Source organism: Lentzea sp. NBRC 102530, from assembly GCF_030269365.1.
Lineage (GTDB): Bacteria > Actinomycetota > Actinomycetes > Mycobacteriales > Pseudonocardiaceae > Lentzea.
In genome coordinates, this window is sequence record NZ_BSTF01000021.1 from 107,773 (window position 1) to 129,681 (window position 21,909).

Consider the following 21,909-nt stretch of genomic DNA (forward strand, 5'->3'; position numbering starts at 1 on the left):
GCCCTCCGGAACGAGAACCAGAGCGTGACGTCATCGCCTCACGTGTTGATCATCGTGCAGAACCTCCCCGTCCCGTTGGACCGCCGGGTGTGGCTGGAATGCCGCGCCCTGACCAACGCCGGGTACGAGGTTTCGGTGATCTGCCCCAAGGGTCCGGGTGATCCCGCCTACCAACTCCTCGACGGAGTGCACATCTACAAGTACGCTCCGCCGCCCCAGGCCGAGGGTGCGCTGGGCTACGCCTGGGAGTTCCTGTACTGCTGGGTGCGCACGGCGTTGCTGAGCGTGAAGGTGCGGGGCCGCAGGCGGTTCGACGTCATGCAGGCGTGCAACCCGCCGGACACCTACTGGGCGCTCGCGCTGCTGTGGCGGCTCGGTGGCGTGAAGTTCGTCTTCGACCACCACGACCTCAACCCCGAGGTGTTCCTGTCGCGCTTCGGTGAGCCCAAGGGGTTCGCGGGCAAGGTGCAGTACCGGATCTTGAAGTGGCTGGAGCGGCGGACGTTCCGCACGGCCAACCGGGTGACGTCGACCAACACCTCGTACCAGAAGATCGCGTGGACGCGGGGTTCCGTGCCGCCCGAGCACACCACCGTCGTGCGCTCCGGTCCCGACACCACCGTGATGAGGCCTGTCGAGGGCGTGGACGAACTCCGACGCGGCGGCAAACACTTGGTGGCCTATCTCGGAATCATGGGACCGCAGGACGGCGTCGACGGGGTCCTCGAAGTCGCACGGAGAGTTGTTTTCGACCGCGGGCGCACCGATGTGAGGTTCGCGCTGCTGGGCTTCGGCGACTGCCTGGAAGACCTGAAGAAGCAGGCCACGGCCTGGGGGCTCGATCCGTACGTCGAGTTCACCGGACGGGTTGGGCCCGAACAGATCACCCGCTACCTGTCGACTTCCTCCGTCGGACTGGGCCCGGATCCGTTGTCGCCTTTGAACGACGTGTCCACTATGAACAAGACCATGGAGTACATGGCCTACGCGCTGCCGGTCGTCACGTACCGGTTGCAGGAGACCGTGGTGTCCGCGGGCGAGTGCGCCGTGCTGGTCGAACCGGGTGACGTCGAGGGCTTCACGACGGCGTTGCTCGACCTGCTCGACGACGCGGAACGCCGGGCGCGCCTGGGCTTCGAGGGCCGCCGCCGGTGCGAGTCGGTGCTCGACTGGCGCCCGCAGGCCGAGAACTACGTGGGTGTGTTCGACGGGCTCACCGGCTTCGTCTCGCGCGGCCCGTTCCCCGACGGCCGTCCCGAACTCGTGGCCGGCGTCGACCAGTGGGGCAACAAGATGATCGACGTGAGCGACGACGCCGTGCTCCGCGCGTTCGCCGTGAACCGAACGGGAGAATGATGTTCGTCAGAAGGATCGCTGTCGTCGGCACCGGCTACGTCGGTCTGACCACCGGTGCCTGCCTCGCCTCGCTGGGCCACCGCGTGGTGTGCGCGGACGTCGACGCGACGAAGGTCGAGCGGCTCTCGCGCGGCGAGGTCGACATCCTCGAACCGCGTCTCGCCGAACTCGTCGCCGAGGGTTTGGCCTCCGGTCGCCTGTCGTTCGTGCTGGGCGCCTCCGCGGCCGTCTCCGACGCCGAGGTCGTGTTCCTGTGCGTGCCGACCCCGATGGGTGTCGGTGGCATCGCGGACCTGCAGGCCGTCGAGTCCGTTGTGGACGAGACGCGCGACCTGCTGCCGTCGGGCTGCGTGATCGTCAACAAGTCGACCGTGCCGGTGGGCACCTCGCTGCGGACGGCCGAGCTGTTGCGCCGCGACGACGTGGCCGTCGTGTCGAACCCCGAGTTCCTGCGCGAGGGCTCGGCCGTGCACGACTTCCTCAACCCCGACCGCATCGTCGTCGGCTGCGACCAGCAGGACGCGGCCGAGCGCGTGGCGGCGTTGTACGCGCGTCTGGGCGCGCCGACGGTGCTGACCGACGCGGCCTCGGCCGAGATGGTCAAGTACGCGGCGAACTGCTTCCTCGCGATGAAGCTCTCGTACGTCAACGCGGTCGCCGAACTGTGCGAGCGCCTCGGTGCGAACATCACCGACGTCACCGAGGGCATGGGCTACGACAAGCGCATCGGTCAGGCGTTCCTCAACCCCGGCCCGGGCTGGGGTGGCTCGTGCCTGCCCAAGGACACGCACGCGATGCTCCAGGTCGCGGACGCCGCCGACTTCGAGTTCCGCCTGCTGCGCGCCACGATCGACACCAACGAGCGCCAGCGCCAGCGGATGGTCGAGAAGGTCCGCCTGGCCGTGACCGGCAAGCGCGGCGGCTCGCTGTCGCACGTGCGTCTGGGCCTGCTGGGCCTGACGTTCAAGGCCGGTACGGACGACCTGCGCGACTCGCCGGCTCTCGCGGTGGCGGCGTTGCTGAAGCAGGCGGGTGCCGAGCTGGTCGGCTACGACCCGGCGCTGACGGGCGGCTCGGACCTGGGTGCGGTGTCCGTTGTGGACGATCCGTACGTGGCCGCGAAGGACGTCGACGCGCTGGTGGTCCTGACCGAGTGGCCCGAGTTCAGGTCGTTGGACTGGGCGCGCCTCGCGGAGACCGTGCGGCAGCCCGTTGTCGTTGACACGCGCAACCTTTTGGACCCGGACGTGCTGCGCCGCGCGGGTCTGACGTGCACGTCGCTCGGGCGTCGCTGAGTCCTTTTGCGACTGTCCATTTAGCTCAATTGGGTGACTGGGCGCGCGCATCCCGTGCGCCGGCGTTTTGATTCCCGGCATCACCCGGTGGGACTGGCCCGCCGGGTCTTGTCGGGGAGGTTCCCGTGGCTGGACTCATGGACATGGTTCACGGTCTCGTGCACCAGGCTTCTGGTCTGCTGGCTCAGGCGTCCGAACTGGCCGCCGGCCTGCTGTCCGCGCTGCCGCTCTAGAGACCCGCGAACAGGTCTGTCTCCGGCAACGGGGCGTTCGTCCGGTCCAGGTCTCGGAAGTAGTGGTCGTGCTGCTTCTGGTCGGCGGACGCCCCCACGCTGGTCGTTCCTCCGGTGGCGGTGAGGTAGAGCTTGGCCGGGATGCCCGTCCGGTAGACCGCCAGCTTGGTTTCCCTGAGCGGTCCGTTGTGGTCGCAGACGACGACCTGGGGTTCGTATTGTTCTATTAGGTCGTACGGGTCTTTCGTCTCCACGTGCGTGACGCCGAGTTCTTTCGCTTGGCGTCGAATGTTCTCGTTCTCGCTGCGGACCACGGTCCTGACGCCCAGGGCGGTGTAGTGGGCGAGCGTTGCGGCGGTGGTGGACAGGTCGTCGGCGAGCACGACCAGCAGCGTTCTCACCATCGCGGCAGATCCGGTCCGTGGTGCGTGATGCCCGCGAAGAGATCGGTCTCCGGCACGCTCGCGCCGGTGGTGTCGATCGCGCGGATGTACGACTCGGCCGCGAACCGCTGCTGCGCCGTCAGCTTCCCGATGAGCGACTGGCTCTCGTAGCAGTACAAAGCCTTTCGCTTCACGTCGGCCACGCTGGACGTGTCCACGGTGGTCGTCGCGAGGCTGTCGTGCGCCTCCAGGTACAGCTTCGCCGGGATCCCGGTCTCCTTGACCGCGAGGTGCGCCACCCGTGCCGCGTGCACGTGGTCGCGGTGCTGGTGCGGGTTGTGGTGGTCGTGCGTGACGACGACCTGGGGCCGGTAGTGCTCGATCAACGCCGCCACGCGCCCCGCCGCGGTCTCCACGGGGATGGAGCAGAACGCGCCCTGCGGGAGCTGGCCGGTCTCGCCGGAGTCGTGGTACCCCAACAGTTCCAGGTCCGTGATGCCGAGCACGTCGCACGCCGCGTTGAGCTGCGCCCTGCGCCGTGCGGCGACGGCCTGCGGGTGGTGGTTGAGGTCGCCGGGCTTCGACCCGTCCGGCATGTCACCCAACTCGCCGCTGGTGCACGTCACGAGCACGATCCGGACGCCTTGGCGGGCGTAGTGGGCCAGGATTCCTCCGGTCGACCGCGACTCGTCGTCGGGGTGAGCGTGGACGGCCAGCAAGGTTCTCGGTCCATCGAACTGCACGCGGGGGAAGGTACCCCGAAACTATTGTCTTGCCGGTGACCGACTTGCCGTCCGGCCTGAAGCCGCTGGAACTCGCACAGCACCTGCAGTCGCAGATCTCCCGAGGGCATGCTTACGCGCGCTCGCGCAAGCAGCGGTTCAGGTGGAAGTCCGTAACTGTCCGACTGACCACTTTGGTGCTTTCGGCGGTGTCCACGATCATCCTGGGGCTCCAGAACCTCAACCCCTGGACCGGTACGGCGTTCTCGCTGGTCGCGGTGGTGACCGTGGTGTCCGCTTTGGAGCCGTTCTTCGCCTGGCGGTCGTTGTGGGTGCTGATGGAGGAGGCGAGCTATCGGTTCCACCGGCTGGAGGACGATCTCGCGTACTACGTCGCGTCCACTCCGGCCGATCAGATCGATGCCGGGAAGGTGGGGGAGATGTTCGCGCAGTACCAGGAGATCTGGGACTCGTTGAGCGGGCGGTGGTTGAAGTTCCGCGACAACGGGTGAGGTGAGCAGGTCACCGGTGCAGTGGCCGCGTTGGGTGCGAAGACTCGAGACGAGCCCCGATCCCACGCGCACGTGGTCGGGTTGGGTGCGTACGTCACCACATCGGCTCGGCGGTTCAGCCAAGACTGAGGGCTCGCCTGCGGCCTTGCGTTGGTCTTGACTGTCCAGCGCTCCACCGCCCGGCGCTCGGCAACCTGGCGCTCGGCGACCCCGTCTGCGGGGCAGGATGGGCGCATGACCCGCGTCGCTCGCCGCATGTTCGAGCTGCTGGAACCCATCTGCCGAAGAAGCGGCTGGCCGCCGAACTGGACGAGCTCGCGACAGCGCTGGAGCCCCTCGCCGCGCGGTTGAGGGCAACCGGGTCGCGGTGAAGGGCTCCAGGGCGTTGCGAGGGGAGTACTACGGGGTGCCGGCCGGCTTGCCCTTGCCGTCGGCCGCGTTCGGGTCGTGCAGGAAGTTGTCCTGCCAGACCGCCCACTTGCCGGTGGCGCCCTTCTGGCTCACGTAGGCCGCGCCCCAGCCGGTGCCGGTGAAGCGGTTGTTGATGGACTTCATGTTGCGGCCGTACACGTTGCCGAAGCCCGATTCGAGGCCGAGCTGGTAGCCGCCGCCCTCGAGGAGGTTGCCCTCGACGGTGACGTTGTCGATGTCGCCGCCGTAGGTCTGGATGAACAGGGCGCCGGTGTCGTTGCCGGTGGAGCAGTCGATGCGGTTGTTGCGGAACGTCAGGGTGCGGCCCGCGTTCTTGTCCAGCGGGAAGTCGCGGACGGTGGCGCCGTCGTTGTGGCTCTCGCCCTCGGAGCGCAGGCCCCGGACGTAGTTGCCCTCGGCGAGGCCGCTCAGGGAGCTGCCGGTGTTGTAGAAGCAGATGCCGGAACCCATGCCGCTGATGTAGTTGCGCTGCAGGGTGCCCACGCCGAGGAACGCGCAGGAGCCGGCGATGGTCTTGGCGGAGAGCTTCGAGCCGTCGATGTTCGAGTCGCGGATCGTCACGGGGGCGCCGGTGACCTGGCAGGAGTCGCTGCCGCACGGGCCGTTCGTGGTGATCAGCGGCTGGGTCTCGCCCGCACGGGTGGGGCGGACGCAGGACTTCTCGATGGTGATGTTGCCGGCGAAGAGCGTGAGGGGCTGCTCGATGCGCTTGCCGGAGATCACGGTGCCGGCCGCGGGGGAGCCGGAGCCGGTGTAGACCGGCAGGGAGTCGCAGTTGAGGCCGTGGGCGGCGAGGCCCGTGTTGGCCTGGGTGAGCTTCCAGCCGGGGGAACCCGCGGGGGCGGGGGTGTTGGCCGGTGGCTTCACGGGACCGTTCGTGGCGGTCTGGGTGGCGGAGCTGCTGGGTGCCGCCGAGCTGCTCGGGGCGGCGGAGGAACTGCTGGGGGTGCTGGTCGAGGTGGCGCTGGTGCTCTCCGGCACTGGTGTCGGTTGGGCCGCCTTGGTCGGGGTGCAGGCGGCCAACGCGATGACACCACCGGTCAGCAGTACGGCCAATCTCAGTCTCACGGCTGGTTCTACCTCCACGCGCGCTCACGACGGGGGACCGTGAACTCGCTAATTGTGTCGTCGGCCGTTGCGGAATGTGTACAAAACTCGTGCGACGGAGTTCGTACGGGGCCTTTGAACGACCAGCACGATGCACGGGACGAACGGAGGAGTCAAGCGGAACCCGTTGCGCCCCAACATCATCTTCCGTCCGGAGGGGAATGCTCCATCCGTGTGAGCAGGTAGATCACGGTTTTATCACCGAGCCATATGATTCTTTGATGTGTGAGATCAGCGACCCGTGAAAGTCGCCCGTCCGGGACCCTCCGTGAGGAAGCTGTGCACAGCGCGTGGCAGGTCCTCTGTCTCGTACAACGCCGCCGCGATCGTCGTGACGTGAGCGTCGGCCTCCGGGACGCCGCCGTTCTCGAAATGCGCGAGCACCTGTTTGGTCGCAAAGTGTGCCTGGGTCGGGCCGGTCGCCAGAGACAAAGCGAACTGCTCCGCCGCCAACGCGAAGCCCTCGTCGGGGAAGACCCGGTTGACGACATTCCATCGTTCGAGGGTCGCCGCGTCGTAAAGGTCTCCGGTCATCACGAACTCCTTCGCCCGACCGACGCCCGCACGGGCCGCCAAACGCTGCGTGCCGCCCATCGTCGGCGTCAGTCCCACGACCTTCTCCACGAGCCCGAACCGCGCCGACGACGACGCCACGATCAGGTCGCACGCCACCGCCAGCTCGAAAGCCCAGGTCAGGCACAACGCGTGGGCGGCGAACACGGTCGGGATCGGCAACGCGGCGAGCCGCTGCGGCAGCACCAGCATCCGGTCGAACAGCTGCTGGGCCTCGGCGCGGTACTCCTGCTGCGCGAACAACGACACGTCGACGCCGCCCGACACGACCTTGCCCGTGGCGTTGACCAGCAACGCCCGCGCGTCCCCGAGCTCGTCCAGGGCCTCGTGGAACTCCGCGTCGAGGTCGAGGGAGTACAGGTTGAGCGGCGGCGCGTCGATCGTGATGATCGCGAGCTCGTCCCGGCGGGTCAGGTGGATCTTCAAAGTCACAACCAATCGCGGCGCTTGAACATCAGGTACAGGACGTACGAGAGGGCGAAGATACCCAGCGTGGACACCCAGAAGCCCCATCTCTGCTCGAAGCCGGGGTAGGGGACGTTCATGCCGTAGTACCCGGAGATCGCCGTCGGCACCGCGAAGATCGCGGCCCAGCTGGTGACCTTCTTCATGATCGAGTTGAGGCGGTTGCCCTGCACGGCCACCTCGGCCTCGCGCAGGTTCGTCACGAGCTCCCGCATCGACTCGGTCAGCTCCGCCGTGAACAGCGCGTGGTCCTTCACGTCCAGGTAGTACGGCATCATCGCGTCGTCCACGAGGTCGTGCTCGCGGTGCAGCAACGACCCGAGCACCTCCCGCATCGGCAGCGCCACCCGCCGCAGTTGCACGAGGGCCCGGCGCAGCTGCAACGCCTTGCGCCCGACGTGCGGCTTCTCCTCGTAGATGCGGTCCTCGAGCGACTCGATGTCGTCGTCGAGCTGCTGGGCGGCGGCGTACTGGCCGTCCACGACGTCGTCGAGCACCCCGTGCAGCAGGAACCCGACCCCGGACGTCGCGAGCTGCGGCGCGCTGTCCCACCGCCGCAACACGCCGGCGAGGTCGTAGTCCTCGCTCTCGCGCACGGTCACGAGGGCGTTCCTGGCGACGAAGACGTCGACCTCGCACGTCTTGACCTCGTGCTGCTCGTACCGGACGGCGTAGACGCTCAGGAACAGGTGGGTGGGGTAGCGGTCGACCTTCGGGCGCTGCCGTTCGGAGAAGGCGTCCTCGATCGCGAGCTCGTGCAACCCCAGTTCGTCGCGCAGCAGACCGGTCTCGGCTTCGGACGGCGCGCACAGGTCGAACCACACCACGGCGGAGTGATCTTGGAGATGCCAGGAGATCTCGCTGACCGGGAAGTCCCTGTCCACGAGTTCGCCGTTGCGGTACAAGCGGGTCCGACCCATGGGTGACAACGATACGTAGATCTACTCAGATGTGAGGTTTGAGCCCGAGTTCCCGCTACCCTCGATCCGGTGAAGGTGGACCAACCACAACGCATAGGCGACTACCTGCTTCTCGGCAGGCTCGGTCGTGGTGCCATGGGAACGGTCTACCTGGGGCAAGGCAGCGACGGACGCCAGGTCGCGGTCAAGGTCGCCCGCGCCGAGCTGGCCGACGACCCGCGGTTCCGGGAGCGGTTCCGCCGCGAGGTGCAGATGGCCCGCGCGGTCGGCAGCGCCGGCACGGCGGCCGTCGTGGACGCCGACACGCGCGCCGCCCGGCCGTGGATGGCCACCGAGTACGTGCCCGGCCCGACGCTGCAGGAGGCGATCGAGCGGCACGGACCGTTGCCGGAGCACCATTTGAGACGACTCGCCGAAGGTCTGGCCGAGGCGCTCACCGCGATCCACCGCGCCGGTCTCGTGCACCGCGACCTCAAGCCGTCGAACGTCCTGCTGGGCGCTGACGGCCCGCGCGTCATCGACTTCGGCATCTCGCGCGCGATGGAGCACACGGCGCTGACGGAGACCGGCATGGTCTTCGGCACGCCGGGTTTCCTCTCGCCCGAGCAGATCACCGGCCAGGAGGTCGCGGCCCCGTCGGACGTGTTCGCCCTGGGCGCCGTGCTGGTCTACGCGGCGACGGGCAAGGGCCCGTTCGGCGAGGGCCCCACGGCCACGTTGCTCTACAAGGCCGCGCACGGCGAGCCGGACATCGACGGCGTGCCCAAGGGGCTGCGGCCGCTGGTGCAGAAGTGCATGCACCGCGACCCGGCCAAGCGCCCGGAACCGGCCGAGGTGACGCGCCAGCTCGCGCAGGTCGTCACGCCGAAGCCGCCGACGACCAAGCTGCCCGCGCCGATGACGCCCGCCGCCGCGACGTTCTCGACGTCGCGGTTCGTGCCGATGGCGTGGGGCGGGCTGAACCTGGCCGCGGCGCTGCTGGCCGCCGCGATCGCCGACCCGGCCGCCAAGGCCAACGGCGCCACGCAGCTGCTGGCGCTGGCCGCGTTCTGCGTGCTCGTCGTGCGCGCGGTGCGCTACTTCAGCGCCGCCGCCCGTCGCAGGGTGGTCATCGAGATCAGCCGCGAGGGCATCGCCACGACCCGCAACGGCAAGTTCCACCAGTACTGGTGGTACGAGCTCGCACGGGTGCGCGTGGTGCCGCACAAGAAACGGCCGTGGGTCGTCGTGTGGCTGAAGGACCCGGCGCCGCGCCGCTTCTTCGGCGCGCACCACGGCGGTGTGCGGGTGTTCCCGATCGCCCACGAGCGCACCAGGAGGCGGCGCGAGCGCGACGTCGCCGAGCTGCGCGCCGCCCTGGCCTGGTACCTGCCCCGGTCCTACGACGGGCGCTGATCGGTCCAGTCGCGGGCGACCGAGACGGACAGCAGCACCGTGCCGATCGGCATCCGGTTGTAGGGGACGGTCTCGCGCACCTCGTAGCCGACGGCCTCGCCGGTGGCGGGGTCGATGCGGAGCGAGGCCTTGCCTCCGCTCACGAACACCGAGCCGTCCACCCACTGCACCCCGTCCAGGGTGGCGAGCTCGCGGTAGACCTCGGCCTTGCGGTCGTTCGGGGTGAACGGCGAGAGCACCGCCGACGACACGGAACTGATCGTCTCGCCGGGGTCCCGGCTCACCGGGTAGAGCAGGCTCGTCTCGTTGCACGGCGTCACGGGGCAGTTGGTGGCCCACAGGGGCGGGCCCGAGTACTGCGCCTCCAGCCGCACCGGGGGCGACTCGGGGATGCCGGGCAGCGCGCGCTGGCGGCCGGTCGGCTTGCGCTCGACCCGCACCTTCTGGCCGTCCGCGACCGGCAACCAGACCTCGACGGAGAACTCCAGCTGCGCGGCGTGCCAGACGCCGTCGATCCGGTCGGTGAACGTCTCCCAGATCTCGTAGCGGACGTGCCGCACCTTGCCCCGCGGTTTCGCCATCTTGATCAGGTTCGAGGCCTCGACGAGGGACGTGGCGGGAGCGCCGGGCATCTCCGCGGGCTCCTCGACGAACGGTGCGGGCCGCAGGAACACCACCAGTCCGGCGATCACGACCACCGCCGCGGCCGCCGCCGCGATGCCGATCCAGCGCCGTGACCTCGGCTGGGGCTTCTCGGCGAAGAGCTGCTCGCGCAACCGGGCCAGGCGCACGTCGTCGGTGCCGCGTGCCGGGTACAGCTCGGCGAGGTCGTCGTCCAGCACGTCACGCATGTTCCACTTCCTTCAGCTTCGCGCGCAGGCGGTGCAGCTTCGACCGGGCGGTGCCGGGGTTGAGGTCGAGGGCCTCCGCCGCCTCCTGCACGCTCAGCCCGGCGAGCGAGGTGAGCAGCAGCAGGTCGCGGTCGGCCTGCGGCATCCGCGCCAGCTCACGGGCGATGCGGCGCAGGTGCGAGCGGGCGTCGATGCGGGTCACCACCGTGTGTTCCAGGGACTCGGCGACCCCCAGGTCGACGCCGTAGCGTTCGGCGGTGCGCAGCAGGCGCACCTCGCGCTTGGCGTGGCCGCGCAACAGGTTCGTGGCGATGCCGTAGAGCCAGCCGACGGCACTGCCCTTGTCCGGGTCGTAGTTCTCCTCGCCGCGCATGGCCGCGAGGAAGGTCTCGCTCACCAGGTCGTCGGCCACGTCGACGCCCACCCGCCGCGCCAGGTACCGGTGCAGCGGGTGGGCGTGCTCGTCGAACAGCTCCGCGAACATCACGTCCCCACTTGGCTCCCCGCCGCTCCGTGTTGCAGTGATCTGAATCACAGTGGACGCGCTCCAGATGATGGTCGCATGACCTGGACCGTGACCGCCGCCGACGCCGCGCTCTCCCCGCTCAACCGCGAGTACAACGCGGAGATGATCAGCCGTTACTGGGGGCGGCCGGCGGACGACGCCGAGATCGACGCCTACGAACGGGACGAACAAGACCACGACGTGCCGGTGTTCCTCGTGATCTCCCGCGATGGCAACGATGTCGGCTGTCTGGGCATGCGCTTCCTCGACAACGGTGTCGGCGAGCTGACGCGGATGTTCGTGCGCACACCGTTCCGCGGGCAGGGCGCGGCGTCGGCGTTGCTCGTCGCGATGGAGACCGAGGCGCTGCGGCTCGGGCTCTCCGCGCTCCGGCTCGACACGCGCGAAGATCTCGTGGAGGCGCGGGGCCTGTACGCGAAGCACGGATTCGTGGAGATCGACGACTACAACGCCGCCGAGTACGCCGACCACTGGTTCGAGAAGAGGCTAACGTCCTCTCATCCTGCCGCGATGAGCTGAGAAGGTCGGGGTGAATCGCGCCAGGAGGCAATGAACATGCGGTTGCGTCCACTGGTGACGGCTGCGGCCGTCACCGCGGCACTGGTGGTGACCCCGGCCCAGGCGGCTCCCGCCGGCCGGGTACTGGGTTACGTCGCCAACAACGGCGGCGGGGTGTCGGTCATCGACACGGCCACGAACGCGGTGTCCACGACGATCGCCGACGGCGGGGGCAACTCCCCCTACATGGCGGCGGTCGCGTTCGACGGCACCCGCGGTTACGTCACCAACTCCGTGCAGAACACGCTCACGGTCATCGACACGCCGACCAACACGGTCGACAAGTCCATCCCCGTCGGATCACATCCGGCCGGTGTGGCGGTGGCACCCGGTGGCGGCTTCGCCTACGTCACCAACTACCTCGACGGCACGGTGTCCGTCGTCGACACGGCCACGCTCACGGTCACCGCGACCATCGCGGTCGGCTCGAACGCCGACGGGGTCGTCGTGACCAAGGACGGCTCGGCCGTCTACGTCACGCACGACCAGCCCGGCCCGAGCAAGGTCTCGGTCATCGACACGACGTCCAACACCGTCGCCGGCACCATCGCCGTCGGCAGCGCCGCGACGGCCATCGCGGCTTCTCCCGACGGCACCCGGATGTACGTCGTCAACAAGGGTTCCGACAGCGTCTCCGCCATCGACGTCGCCACGCGCACCGTCGTCGGCACCGCGGCGGTCGGCTTCACGCCGCACGGCATCGCGGTGATGCCGGACGGAACCCGCGCGTACGTGACGAACAGCGAGTTCGACCGGGTCTCCGTCGTGGACCTCGCGTCCATGACCGAGACCCAGAAGATCCTCGTCGGCGACCGCCCGATCAGCGTGGCCCTCACGCCGGACGGCGCGTCCGCCTACGTGACGAACTACAACAGCAACACGGTGTCGATCATCGACACGGCGTCCAACACGGTCACCGGCACGGTCGCCGTCGGTGAGCGCCCGGTGGGCATCGCGATCAACTTCGTGCCGCCCGCGGCGTCGAAGCTGTCCTCCGGCACGGCCCAGCTCCAGCTGCGGCTGCTCGGGTTCACGGTCCGCGGGCTCAACGCCACGCTGACCGACAAGCACACCGGGGCGCCGATCGCCGGTCAGCAGGTCGTCTTCCGCACGGTGAAGGGCAACCCGCTCTGCACCGCGACGACCAACTCCTCCGGCAAGGCCGTCTGCGACGCCAACGTGCCGCTGCTGGTCGGCCTGGCCACGCTGCTGCAGGGCTTCACGGTGTCGTACGCGGGCAACAACGAGCACGGCGGCGCCTCGGCGCACGGCTACATCCGCCTGCTCTAGGAACCGGTCCTGATGCGTCTCCCGGCCGTCGCGGCCGGGAGACGCATCAGGCCGCGAGGGGGTAGTCGGTGCGGAGCGCCTCGATGCGGGCTTCGCAGGACTGGCGGCAGGCGACGCCGTGGACGACCTGCCAGCCTGCGGGCACCTGCAGCACCGCGGGCCAGATCGAGTACTGGCCCGTTGGGCTGACCAGCACCAGGAACATGGTGTGAGCCTGAGCGAACGGGGAAGTCATGCCACCAGAGTGACGGTCGACACCTATGGTGGCGCTATCTCCGCGCTCAAGCTCTCGTGAACACCTGGTTCCCGATCTTGGTCCGCATGTGATTACGTGGTGCGCGTGACTGTGGAACAGGTGGTCCTGCTGGCCGAGGACGGAACGGCCGTCGGCGTCGAGGACAAGGCAGTGGTGCATCACGCGGACACACCGCTGCACCTGGCGTTTTCCAGCTACGTCTTCGACTCCTCCGGCAACACGATCCTGACGCGCCGGGCGTTGCACAAGAAGACGTTCCCCGGCTTGTGGACCAACACCTGCTGCGGCCACCCGCTGCCGCGGGAGGACATGGCGCAGTCGGTGCTGCGGCGGTTGCGCGACGAGCTCGGCATGACGACGCCCGCGCCCGAGCTGCTGCTGCCCGCGTTCCGCTACCGCGCGGTGATGGACGGCGTGGTGGAGAACGAGATGTGCCCGGTGTTCAGGGTGCTGTCCGACGCCGAGCCGGTGCCGAACCCGGACGAGGTCGACTCGACCGAACGGGTGCCGTGGAGCGAGTACGCGTCGAGCGTGCTGGACGGCACGCGCGCCGTGTCGCCGTGGTCCCGGTTGCAGGTGGCGGAGCTGGTGGAGCTGGGGCCCGACCCGCTGGCGTGGCCGGTCGCCGGGCCTGAGGGACTTCCCCCGGCCGTCGTGCTGAACTGAGTCACCACCCGGCGATCAGGGTCACGCCCAGCGTGATCATCACGGCCGCGATCAGCCCGTCCAGCACCCGCCACGAGCGCGGCTTCGCGAACAACGGGCTGAGCAGCCGCGCGCCGAACCCGAGCGCCACGAACCAGGTGATGCTCGCGGTGACCGCGCCGACGCCGAACAACCACCGGCCGGCCGCGATCGAGCCGAGCAGCAGCACGGTGTCGAGGTAGACGTGCGGGTTCAGCCACGTCAGCGCCAGAGCCGTCAGCACCGGCCGTCCGGACGTCCCGGTGTCGACGGTCATCGCCGACGGCGCGAACGCCCGGCGCGCGGCCAGGAAGCCGTAGCCCAGCAGGAAGACGCCGCCGACGACGGCCGCGACCGTGACGGCCCGCGGGAAGGCGTCGACGAGCGCGCCGAACCCGGCCACGCCCACGGCGACCAGGACCGCGTCCGAGATCGCGCACACGGCGACGACGCGGCCGACCGCGTGCCGCCGAAGTCCTTGGCGCAGCACGAAAGCGTTCTGCGCGCCGATCGCGACGATCAGGGTCATCATGGTGCCGAAGCCGAGGAACAGGTCTGTCACGCGGTCCACGGTATTGATGCGTTCCTGATGAGAACAGCTACAGATTCTTACGTATCATTAGCAGTCGTGATGGACCTCGACCTGGTGCGGACGTTGCTCGCGGTCGTCGACGCCGGCACGTTCGACGCGGCAGCGGCGTCTCTGCACGTGACGCCTTCCGCTGTGTCGCAACGCATCAAGGCGTTGGAGCAGCGGACCGGCCGGGTGCTGCTGGTGCGGGCGCGGCCGGTGCGGCTCACCCCGTCCGGCGAGGTGCTGGTCCGGTACGGTCGGCAACTGATGGCGCTGGACCAGGACCTGGACGCGGCGCTGGGCGCCTCCGCGGTGGTGCGGGTGCCGATCGCGGTCAACGCCGACTCGCTCGCCACGTGGTTCCTGCCCGCGTTGCAACGGGTCCCGCGCGCGTTGCGCATCTCGTTCGACCTGCACCGCGAGGACCAGGACCACACGACGGCGTTGCTGCGGCAGGGTGTGGTGATGGCCGCCGTGACCTCCTCGCGCGAACCGGTGGCGGGCTGCTCGGTGACCAAGCTGGGCGAGATCCGGTACGCGGCGATGGCGTCCGAGTCCTACGTGGAGTCGGTCGCGGACGGCCCGCTGAAGTCGTGGCTGCCGGACGCGCCGGTCGTCGTGTTCGACCGCAACGACGACCTGCAGGACAGGTTCGTGCGCACGCTGACCCGTGGCCGTGGCGCGTCCGAGCACCGCCACTTCGTGCCGTCGTCCGAGGTGTACGTGCGGGCGATCGTGGCTGGCCTGGGCTGGGGAATGGTGCCGCCGCAACAGCTCCAGGCCGGGCTGGTCGATCTCGCGCCGGGCCGCACCATCTCCGTTCCGCTGTACTGGCAGCAGTGGAAGCTCGACTCGCCGGCGCTCACCGCGGTGGCCGAGGCCGTTGCTGCTGAGGCGCGCGAGGCGTTGCGTTAGGGCCTAGCCTCGTCGCCATGACCGGCGAACCGATGAACCTCAACGGGAAGACCGCAGTCATCTACGGCGCGGGCACGATCGGTGGCGCGATCGCCGAGGCGTTCGTGGCCGCGGGTGCGGACGTGCACCTGGCCGCGCGCACCGAGGCGTCGCTGAAGGAGAAGGCCGCCGCGATCGGCGCGCGGTACGCCGTGGTCGACGCGCTGGACGAACGCGCGGTGGACGAGCACGCCGCCACGTTCGACCGCATCGACATCTCGGTCAACGTCATCTCCGACAACGACGTCCAGGGCACACCGCTGCACGAGATGAGCGTCGACGACTACCTGGCCCCGGTCGTCACGAACGTCCGCTCGAAGTTCCTCACCGCCCGCGCCGCCGCCCGGCACATGATCCGGCAGGGCGGTGGCGTCCTCCTGTTCTTCGGCGGCACCGGTGACGGCCGGGTGCACCGGCGGTGGCACCTCGGCGGCCTGGTCACGGCGTTCGACGCGGTCGAGGCGATGCGCCGCCAGCTCGCCGCCGAACTCGGCCCGCACGGCGTGCGCACGGTGACGTTGCAGACCGGCGGCGTGCCCGAGTCGATCCCGGCGGAGTTCCGCGACCAGGTCGAACCCGACATCGTCGGCCAGACGGTCCTGGGCAGGGCCGCCACGGTGCGGGACGTCGGCAGGGCGGCGGTGTTCGCGGCCTCGGACTGGGGCCGCACGATCACGGGAGCGCAGGTCAACGTGACCTGCGGCGCGATCCTGAGCTGAAGCTGTCGGAACGCTGGGTGGATCCTGTCGGGTTCCTGAACCCAGGAACCCCGCACGTTCACCCAGGCGTTGTCCGATATGTGCTGATACCTCGTCTAGCCGCCGCCGGCGGTTCACTCGCCGTCGTGGCGACGATCGCCATGGTCGGGCTGCTCGACCTGACCGTCGGCCCGTTGCGCCGCACGATCAGCGAGTACGCGCTGGGCGACTACCGCCCCGTCTTCGACGTCGCCGTGGTGCTGCTGGCCGCGGGCTCGCTCGCGATCCTGTACGTGCTCGTCCACAAGGGGCTGACGCGCTGGCGTTCGGTCGGCGCGATCGCGTTGACGCTCTGGTCGTTCGGGCTGTTCCTCGTGGTGATCTTCCCCAAGACCAACTGGGCGATGGGCACCAACGAGCTGAGCGGCAGCATCCACCGGTTCGGCAGCATGGTCGCGTTCGTCAGCCTGCCGGTCGCCATCATCGCGCTCGCCCTGCCGTGGTTGAGGCACGAGGTGTGGTCGCGACACGCCAGGTGGGTTCTCGCGTCCGGTTTGTTGAGCGTTGTCGCATTCATGCCGCTGCTCTACGCCGTTGTGCTGGGCGTGGTCTCCGACGTTCGGTGGTGGCGCGTGTTCCCGTTGGGGTACATCGAGAGGATCTTGCTCGCGGCCGAGGTGCTCGCCGTGCTCGTCGTCGGGCTGTGGGCCGTCGCGGCCAGTAGGGTTGCGCCATGGCGAGTTGGGGAGACCTCGCGGATTACGTCCGCGCCGAGTACGACGTCATCCACGACGACGGTGAAGAACTGAGGATCCTCTTCACCTTCGGGGACGAGGACGAGGACGACGACCCGCGCACGCAGGTCGTGATCATCGTCCGCGAAGTCCTCGACAAGATGCACGAGTGGGTGCAGATCGCCTCCCCGTGCGGGCTGGCCTCGCAGGTGAACCTCCACGACGTGCTGGTGGAGGTGGGCAACTCCACCGTGGCGTGCGGTCTCGCGATCATGGGGGACCACGTGGTGGTGCGGCACTCGCTGCCGTTGTCCGACCTCGACATCCACGAGTTCACCGACCCGCTCCAGCTGCTCGCCGGCACCGCGGACACGTTGGAAGAGCAGTTCTGGGGAGGAGACGGCTACTGATGTTCGACCTGACGCCCGCGGCCGACCAGCTGGCGGGCCTGGTGCGAGGGGTGACGGACGGCGCTCTGAAGGCGCCGACCCCCTGTCCCGACTACACGGTCGGCGACCTGCTGGACCACGTGAACGGCCTGTCGGTCGCGTTCACGATGGCGGCGTCGAAGACCCCGCTGGAGGGCGCCGCGTCGGGTGACTCAGCCCGGCTGCCGCTGGACTTCCGCGAGTCGATGCCCGCGCGGCTGGACGAGCTCGCCGCGGCCTGGCGTTCCCCGTCCGCCTGGGAGGGGATGACGCGGGCCGGTGGCGTCGACCTGCCCGGTGAGGTGGCGGCCGCCGTCGCGCTGGACGAGGTCGTGCTGCACGGCTGGGACCTCGCGCAGGCCACCGGCCAGCCGTTCTCCGTCGATCCGGAACTGCTCCAGGTCGTCCACGGCTTCGTGTCGTCGATCGGCCCGGACGACCGCGACGGCTCGCTCTTCGGAGCGGCGGTCGAGGTCGACTCGAACGCGCCCTTGCTGGACCGTGTCCTGGGACTCAGTGGGCGAGATCCCGCCTGGAGCATAGGTTAGGCTCTCCTAATGTGAGGACGATGACGGTGCAGGTTCGGGCAGGGCTGGGCGTGGGACGCCTCGCCGCCGCCATGGATTCCCTGGTGGAACTGCATCCGGAACTGTGTCGCAGCGGCTTCGCGCACCACGTGGTCGAGGACCCCGCCGCCGCCACCCCCGCGGCCCTCGCGGAGGCGGAGGCGGGCCTCGACCTGCAGTCCGGCGTGCTGATGCACGTCGTGTGGCTCGACGCCGGACCCGACCGGACCGGCCGGATCGTGCTGGTGCTGCACGACATCGTGGCCGACCGGCTGCCGCGGGTCCTGCCGTGGCTGGTGCAGGCGTGGAAGCAACCCGCGCTGGTCAGCTGAGCTTCTTCGCGACGAAGACGTGCTCGAGGCCCGGACGGTCCGGTGCGTCGCGCACGTCGACGACCTCGAACCCGTGCGCCGTCAGGCTTTCCCCGAATTCTTCGCGGGTGCGGAACCGCAGCGTCGAGTCCGAGGCGATCTCACGGCCGTCCGGGAAGCGGTACGTGTGCCGGAAGGACACGAACGGCAGGTCGGCGCTGAGGAAGTCACGTCGTTCGCGCACACCGTTCTTCTCGCGTTGCACGGGGACGCGCCAGCCCTCCCAGGCCCTGGCCTCCGGTCGTCGTGACTCGAACACCAGGTGCGCGCCGGGTTTCAGGGCGGCGTGGATGCCGCGCAGGGTGGCGTCCCAGTCGTCACCGAGGAACACCTGCGCGACGTTCGCCGTCATCGTGGCGAGATCGACCTGCAGCGGCGGCAGGGTCGTGGCGTCGCCGTGCAGCCACGTGACGCGGGAGTCCTTGGCACGCGCCAGTTCCAGCGACGCGAGGGCCGGGTCGACGCCGACGACGGTCAGCCCGGCGTCGGCCAGCAGCGTGCCGAAGCAGCCCGTGCCGCAGCCGACGTCGAGCACCGTGCGCGCCCCCAGTTCGGCGGCGATCTCCAGGTAGGGCACGAGATCGGTGCGTTCGCCGTCGAAGAGGTCGTACAGCGCGGCCAGCCTCGGGTCGGCGAAGAGCGCGTCAGGCATGCCACATCCTCGGTCCCACGACGAACGGCATCAGCAACTCGATCACCTCTCGGTCCGGTCTTCCGTTCAGCTCCTCCTCGGCGACCCGCCGCGCGATCCCCGCGAGGAAGTCCGCCACCTGCACCCGTGCGTCGTACTGCGAGTCCACCAGCGTCAGGCTCTTCAGCCTCGGCGCGAGCTTCTTGAGCTGCCGGATCCGCCCGTTCGTCAGCGACAGCTGCTGGTCGTGCACGATCGACACCGGCCCGCCCCACTGCGCGACGGCCCGCAGGATGGCCGGGAACAACGGGTCGAGCGTGCCGCGCGGGCCACGGGCGCGCAGCAGGTCGTTGTAGAGCTCCAGCGGCCCGGTCACCGCGCCGAACTCCGCGCGCACCCGCGAGGCCAGGAACCGCCGCTTGTCCAGCAGTTGCACGCGGGCGCGTCCGGCGAGCGGGCCGTCCGCGCCCAGGAACCACAGCAGCACCCAGCGGTTCTTGGCGCGCAACAGGTGGTTCGCCTTGTACTCCTGGGCCGGCGACTTGATCATCTCACGCAGCGCGCTCACGCACCGGGCCGCGTCGTCCTGGGACAGCGCGACACCCGCGTGCGCGAAGACCGCCGTGACGCCGCCGACGAGCTTCTCGCCCTCGGATCCCGACTCGTCGCAGGCGATCTCCATCAGGACATCCGGAACACGGGGCCGCGGGCGCGGAACGGCAGGTGTGCGCCCGCCGGGACGAGGAACGCGTGCTCGCGCCGGATCCGCAGCACGTCGCAGTGGCCGTCGGTGATGACGAGGACCGGTCCCGCCCGGGGGAAGTCGTCGGCGCGTTCGAGCAGGTCGATCCCGGGCTGCAGCACCGTGCCGCCGCGCCCGCGCACCGTCACCCTGCCCGCGATGTCCTCGACAGGCACATATCCGGCGTCATATGCCATCGCGTCACAGAAAACCACGCGCGCGGCGGGTACGTCACGTGCCGCCGAGTAGGAGGCGATGGCGCCGAGCGCCTTGCCCAGCAGCTTCGGGTCCATCGAACCGGACGTGTCCAGCACGACGCCGAACGTAGGCCGCTGGTCCCGCGTCTCCGGCCGCACCCAACCCGGCCGTGGGATGTCCGGAGTGGACGCCTGGCGCCGCGAGGACCGTGCGTAGGAACGCCGTTTCTCCTGCACCGGAACGAACTCCTCGAACCACAGCGCCAGCTGGGCGTCCCACGACAGCGGCGGGTGTTCCAGCGCGCGGATCTCCTCGACGAGCCCCGAGGGCAGCAGGCCGCGGGCGGACGTGTGGTAGCTCAGGCCCGTCAGCAGGGCGCGCCGGTAGAAGTCGTCGAGGTCCGCGAAGTCGGACGGGCCCCTCAACGGTTCGCCCAGGAGGTCGCCCTGGTGGTTGCCGCGCAACGTGAGCAGCTTGCGGTACCGGCGCAGGTCGGTCGTGATGCGGTCGTAGACGGACTCGACCGACAGGCCGCGCAGTTCGGGATCGTGCAGCGCCCCGGACGGCGCGGCGCCGACGCCCATCTCGACCAGCCAGCCGTTCACGACGTAGTCGGCGGCGACGTTCCACAGGTAGGCGTCGCGGCCGCCGACCCGGTCGCAGTGGCGCAGGGCGGCGTGCAACATCTCGTGTGCGAGCACGAACCGCCATTCGAGCTTCGTCAAGCCCGCCAACGGGTTCACGTAGATCTCGGCCGACGCCGCCGACACCGCCGCGATCGCGATGTCCCAGCCGCGCGCCAGTTCCGCGTCCGCGACGATCTTCATCGTGGTGGCGAGCGCGCCCAGCAGCGGGTAGTTCGACACGAACCAGCCGAGCGCGAGTTCCCACTGGGTCTTGACCGGCCGGGAGTCCGTCAGCGACGAGCGCGCGCCGCCCGCCACGTCGATCGCGGCCGTGGCGGCGTTCGAGAGCCCGGCGGCGAACCGGTTGGTCCACTTCTCCGGGGCGTTCGGCGCCTCGCCGCGCACGCAGCGGTCCGGGTCCCAGCTGTCGGGCATCCGGCCGAACTTCAACGCGGGCTGGAACTCCAGCACCTGCTTGCAGTCGTGCGTCTGGAAACCCAGGTGCAGCAGGCAATGCGCGAACACCCACGCCCACTCGTCCTCGGTCGCCCTGCGCGTCGGGTGAGCGAGGAGCAGACCGTCGAGAGAGATGTCCGCCCACGGGTGTTCGGAGTCGCGACGCACGTACGTGCTGAGGGCGGCGAACAGCGGATGCGCGTCGATCCGCCGGTCCGCCGCCTCGAACGCCAGCTTCGCCGGGTCGACGTGGGGCTTGCCGCGCTTGCTCATCCGCGGGCGGCGACCAGGCGGGGCAGGTCACGGGTGACCTCCACGAGGAACCACGCGGGCAGCACCGGGTTGCCGTCGTCATCGGCCGCGATCACCATCTGCGCGACCTCCAGCGACAGCTCGGCCAGTTCGAGCAGCAACGCCTTTCCCCGGTGTGCCAGCTGCTTTCCCGCCGCCGACGCGTGCGCCTTGTCGTGCGGCAGTTCCTTGACCAGCCGTGCCCGGAACGCCTCGCCCAGGAAGTACAGCAGGTCGCGGTCCTGCGGAGCCGACGGCCAGCGGGTGTCGCCGCGCAGCACGGCCTCCAGCCCGTAGGCGTTGCGCACCGTCTTGACGTACGCCTTGAACATCGACGCGTGGTTCGCCGTGACCGTGCCGAACGCGAGCACACCCAGGATTTCCTCGGAGACGTCGTCACCGAACGAGTGCAGGGCGTCGGAGAGCATGTGCCAGCCGCGGGGCGTGGAGAACGTCTCCTCGACCTTCGGCGCGGCGCTCCACAGGTGGTCGGGGCGCTGGGTCAGGTACTCCAGCACCCACGGGTGGATGTCGTTCTCGCGCGCCCACGACAGCCAGTCCCGCGCCGACGCCGTGAGGTGCACGTGGATCATGCGGTTCACCAGCGCGGACGCCATGGGGCGCGCCAGGGCGTTGTCGACGGCCCGGTTGCCGGCGCCGATCACGATCGAGCCCTTCGGCAGCTCGTAGGAGCCGATGCGCCGGTCGAGGATCAGCGAGTAGAACGCCTTCTGCACCTCGGGCGCGCTGGCGTTCAGCTCGTCGAGGAAGAGGCAGTACGGGTCGTGCCGCGCGATCGACTCCGGTGGGGCGAAACGACTTCGGCCACCGACGAGTTCCGGAACTCCGATGAGGTCCTCCGGCGCGAGCTGGGTGCCCAGCAGGGTCACGCACTCCAGGCCGAGCTCGGCGGCGAACTTGCGGACGAGTGAGGACTTGCCGATACCCGGTGCTCCCCAGAGGAAGACCGGTCGGACGACGGCGACGTGCAGCAGCACCTCCGGAAGCTGTGCTGGTGTCACGGTGACTGTGGATCGCATGAGGCGTCGAGGATCCCAAACCCGACATGTTCCGGTCGTCCG

General features: G+C 69.5%; 27 protein-coding genes. 14 read left to right on the forward strand and 13 right to left on the reverse strand.

Features of this window, described 5'->3' with window-relative positions; all coding sequences use genetic code 11:
• Nucleotides 1-24: 24 nt before the first annotated feature.
• Together QSK25_RS39315 and QSK25_RS39320 are read left to right on the forward strand one after the other, a co-directional pair.
• Nucleotides 25-1,356 (forward strand): glycosyltransferase family 4 protein, encoded by a 1,332-nt coding sequence (locus QSK25_RS39315; RefSeq protein WP_285646084.1) that lies wholly within the window; start codon nt 25-27, stop codon nt 1,354-1,356.
• Nucleotides 1,356-2,651 (forward strand): UDP-glucose dehydrogenase family protein, encoded by a 1,296-nt coding sequence (locus tag QSK25_RS39320; protein WP_285646086.1) that lies wholly within the window; start codon nt 1,356-1,358, stop codon nt 2,649-2,651. Before QSK25_RS39315 ends, QSK25_RS39320 begins: the two co-directional genes overlap by 1 nt.
• 229 nt (nt 2,652-2,880) lie before the next feature.
• Here the strand turns inward: QSK25_RS39320 and QSK25_RS39325 are convergent, their stop codons facing one another.
• Together QSK25_RS39325 and QSK25_RS39330 are read right to left on the reverse strand one after the other, a co-directional pair.
• Complete coding sequence (locus QSK25_RS39325) at nt 2,881-3,288, reverse strand: hypothetical protein (protein ID WP_285646088.1); 408 nt, start codon at nt 3,286-3,288, stop codon at nt 2,881-2,883.
• Entirely contained in the window at nt 3,282-4,010 is a 729-nt protein-coding gene (locus tag QSK25_RS39330) for a PIG-L deacetylase family protein (RefSeq protein WP_285646090.1), read from the reverse strand. The genes QSK25_RS39325 and QSK25_RS39330 overlap by 7 nt, the downstream gene beginning before the upstream one ends.
• A gap of 35 nt (nt 4,011-4,045) precedes the next feature.
• Here QSK25_RS39330 and QSK25_RS39335 point away from each other — a divergent pair, with 35 nt between their 5' ends.
• Nucleotides 4,046-4,501, forward strand: coding sequence for an SLATT domain-containing protein (locus tag QSK25_RS39335; protein ID WP_285646092.1), 456 nt, complete (start codon nt 4,046-4,048; stop codon nt 4,499-4,501).
• A 399-nt stretch (nt 4,502-4,900) separates the two neighbouring features.
• Here QSK25_RS39335 and QSK25_RS39340 read toward each other — a convergent pair whose 3' ends face one another.
• Nucleotides 4,901-5,800, reverse strand: a complete 900-nt coding sequence (locus QSK25_RS39340; RefSeq protein WP_285646094.1) for a right-handed parallel beta-helix repeat-containing protein — start codon at nt 5,798-5,800, stop codon at nt 4,901-4,903.
• Between the two features lie 10 nt (nt 5,801-5,810).
• Between QSK25_RS39340 and QSK25_RS39345 the strand changes: the two genes are divergently transcribed.
• On the forward strand, nt 5,811-6,044 hold the full coding sequence (locus QSK25_RS39345) for a hypothetical protein (protein WP_285646096.1): 234 nt from the start codon (nt 5,811-5,813) through the stop codon (nt 6,042-6,044).
• Between the two features lie 227 nt (nt 6,045-6,271).
• Here QSK25_RS39345 and QSK25_RS39350 read toward each other — a convergent pair whose 3' ends face one another.
• Both QSK25_RS39350 and QSK25_RS39355 read right to left on the reverse strand, forming a co-directional pair.
• The gene (locus tag QSK25_RS39350; RefSeq protein WP_502881943.1) at nt 6,272-7,051 is read right to left on the reverse strand and encodes an enoyl-CoA hydratase/isomerase family protein; all 780 of its coding nucleotides are present in this window, start codon (nt 7,049-7,051) and stop codon (nt 6,272-6,274) included.
• On the reverse strand, nt 7,042-7,998 hold the full coding sequence (locus QSK25_RS39355; RefSeq protein WP_285646100.1) for a magnesium transporter CorA family protein: 957 nt from the start codon (nt 7,996-7,998) through the stop codon (nt 7,042-7,044). The genes QSK25_RS39350 and QSK25_RS39355 overlap by 10 nt, the downstream gene beginning before the upstream one ends.
• 69 nt (nt 7,999-8,067) lie before the next feature.
• On the opposite strand from QSK25_RS39355, the gene QSK25_RS39360 reads away from it, so the two are divergent.
• On the forward strand, nt 8,068-9,393 hold the full coding sequence (locus QSK25_RS39360) for a serine/threonine-protein kinase (RefSeq protein WP_285646102.1): 1,326 nt from the start codon (nt 8,068-8,070) through the stop codon (nt 9,391-9,393).
• On the opposite strand, the gene QSK25_RS39365 is transcribed toward QSK25_RS39360, so the two are convergent.
• Both QSK25_RS39365 and QSK25_RS39370 read right to left on the reverse strand, forming a co-directional pair.
• Entirely contained in the window at nt 9,378-10,244 is an 867-nt protein-coding gene (locus QSK25_RS39365; RefSeq protein WP_285646105.1) for a hypothetical protein, read from the reverse strand. The two genes, QSK25_RS39360 and QSK25_RS39365, sit on opposite strands and share 16 nt — an antisense overlap.
• On the reverse strand, nt 10,237-10,779 hold the full coding sequence (locus QSK25_RS39370) for an RNA polymerase sigma factor (protein ID WP_285646108.1): 543 nt from the start codon (nt 10,777-10,779) through the stop codon (nt 10,237-10,239). Before QSK25_RS39370 ends, QSK25_RS39365 begins: the two co-directional genes overlap by 8 nt.
• A gap of 27 nt (nt 10,780-10,806) precedes the next feature.
• On the opposite strand from QSK25_RS39370, the gene QSK25_RS39375 reads away from it, so the two are divergent.
• Entirely contained in the window at nt 10,807-11,289 is a 483-nt protein-coding gene (locus QSK25_RS39375) for a GNAT family N-acetyltransferase (protein ID WP_285646111.1), read from the forward strand.
• A 36-nt stretch (nt 11,290-11,325) separates the two neighbouring features.
• Entirely contained in the window at nt 11,326-12,618 is a 1,293-nt protein-coding gene (locus QSK25_RS39380; protein ID WP_285646112.1) for a YVTN family beta-propeller repeat protein, read from the forward strand.
• Nucleotides 12,619-12,664: 46 nt separating this feature from the next.
• Here QSK25_RS39380 and QSK25_RS39385 read toward each other — a convergent pair whose 3' ends face one another.
• On the reverse strand, nt 12,665-12,853 hold the full coding sequence (locus tag QSK25_RS39385) for an MbtH family protein (RefSeq protein WP_285646114.1): 189 nt from the start codon (nt 12,851-12,853) through the stop codon (nt 12,665-12,667).
• Nucleotides 12,854-12,964: 111 nt separating this feature from the next.
• Here QSK25_RS39385 and idi point away from each other — a divergent pair, with 111 nt between their 5' ends.
• A complete protein-coding gene (gene idi / locus QSK25_RS39390; protein ID WP_285646161.1) occupies nt 12,965-13,540 on the forward strand; it encodes an isopentenyl-diphosphate Delta-isomerase in 576 nt (191 codons plus the stop codon).
• 1 nt (nt 13,541) lies between these two features.
• Here idi and QSK25_RS39395 read toward each other — a convergent pair whose 3' ends face one another.
• Nucleotides 13,542-14,090, reverse strand: a complete 549-nt coding sequence (locus QSK25_RS39395; RefSeq protein ID WP_285646162.1) for a LysE/ArgO family amino acid transporter — start codon at nt 14,088-14,090, stop codon at nt 13,542-13,544.
• A gap of 99 nt (nt 14,091-14,189) precedes the next feature.
• On the opposite strand from QSK25_RS39395, the gene QSK25_RS39400 reads away from it, so the two are divergent.
• The 6 genes from QSK25_RS39400 to QSK25_RS39425 all read left to right on the forward strand — a co-directional run bounded on the left by QSK25_RS39400 (nt 14,190) and on the right by QSK25_RS39425 (nt 17,844).
• A complete protein-coding gene (locus tag QSK25_RS39400) occupies nt 14,190-15,047 on the forward strand; it encodes a LysR family transcriptional regulator ArgP (RefSeq protein ID WP_285646163.1) in 858 nt (285 codons plus the stop codon).
• A 17-nt stretch (nt 15,048-15,064) separates the two neighbouring features.
• A complete protein-coding gene (locus tag QSK25_RS39405) occupies nt 15,065-15,805 on the forward strand; it encodes an SDR family NAD(P)-dependent oxidoreductase (protein WP_285646116.1) in 741 nt (246 codons plus the stop codon).
• 125 nt (nt 15,806-15,930) lie between these two features.
• Nucleotides 15,931-16,593, forward strand: a complete 663-nt coding sequence (locus tag QSK25_RS39410; protein WP_285646119.1) for a DUF998 domain-containing protein — start codon at nt 15,931-15,933, stop codon at nt 16,591-16,593.
• Nucleotides 16,518-16,928 (forward strand): type III secretion system chaperone family protein, encoded by a 411-nt coding sequence (locus QSK25_RS39415; protein WP_285646122.1) that lies wholly within the window; start codon nt 16,518-16,520, stop codon nt 16,926-16,928. The genes QSK25_RS39410 and QSK25_RS39415 overlap by 76 nt, the downstream gene beginning before the upstream one ends.
• On the forward strand, nt 16,928-17,494 hold the full coding sequence (locus tag QSK25_RS39420; RefSeq protein WP_285646125.1) for a TIGR03086 family metal-binding protein: 567 nt from the start codon (nt 16,928-16,930) through the stop codon (nt 17,492-17,494). The genes QSK25_RS39415 and QSK25_RS39420 overlap by 1 nt, the downstream gene beginning before the upstream one ends.
• A gap of 20 nt (nt 17,495-17,514) precedes the next feature.
• A complete protein-coding gene (locus QSK25_RS39425) occupies nt 17,515-17,844 on the forward strand; it encodes a condensation domain-containing protein (protein WP_285646129.1) in 330 nt (109 codons plus the stop codon).
• Here the strand turns inward: QSK25_RS39425 and QSK25_RS39430 are convergent.
• Genes QSK25_RS39430 through QSK25_RS39445 form a run of 4 tightly spaced genes read right to left on the reverse strand, consistent with a single transcriptional unit; the run spans nt 17,837 to nt 21,867 of the window.
• Nucleotides 17,837-18,535: a class I SAM-dependent DNA methyltransferase gene (locus QSK25_RS39430; RefSeq protein WP_285646131.1), complete on the reverse strand. Its 699-nt coding sequence runs from the start codon at nt 18,533-18,535 to the stop codon at nt 17,837-17,839. The genes QSK25_RS39425 and QSK25_RS39430 overlap by 8 nt on opposite strands.
• Nucleotides 18,528-19,196 (reverse strand): DUF3800 domain-containing protein, encoded by a 669-nt coding sequence (locus QSK25_RS39435; RefSeq protein ID WP_285646133.1) that lies wholly within the window; start codon nt 19,194-19,196, stop codon nt 18,528-18,530. The genes QSK25_RS39430 and QSK25_RS39435 overlap by 8 nt, the downstream gene beginning before the upstream one ends.
• Nucleotides 19,196-20,809: a vWA domain-containing protein gene (locus tag QSK25_RS39440; RefSeq protein WP_285646135.1), complete on the reverse strand. Its 1,614-nt coding sequence runs from the start codon at nt 20,807-20,809 to the stop codon at nt 19,196-19,198. Before QSK25_RS39440 ends, QSK25_RS39435 begins: the two co-directional genes overlap by 1 nt.
• On the reverse strand, nt 20,806-21,867 hold the full coding sequence (locus tag QSK25_RS39445; RefSeq protein WP_285646137.1) for an AAA family ATPase: 1,062 nt from the start codon (nt 21,865-21,867) through the stop codon (nt 20,806-20,808). The genes QSK25_RS39440 and QSK25_RS39445 overlap by 4 nt, the downstream gene beginning before the upstream one ends.
• Nucleotides 21,868-21,909: the final 42 nt, after the last annotated feature.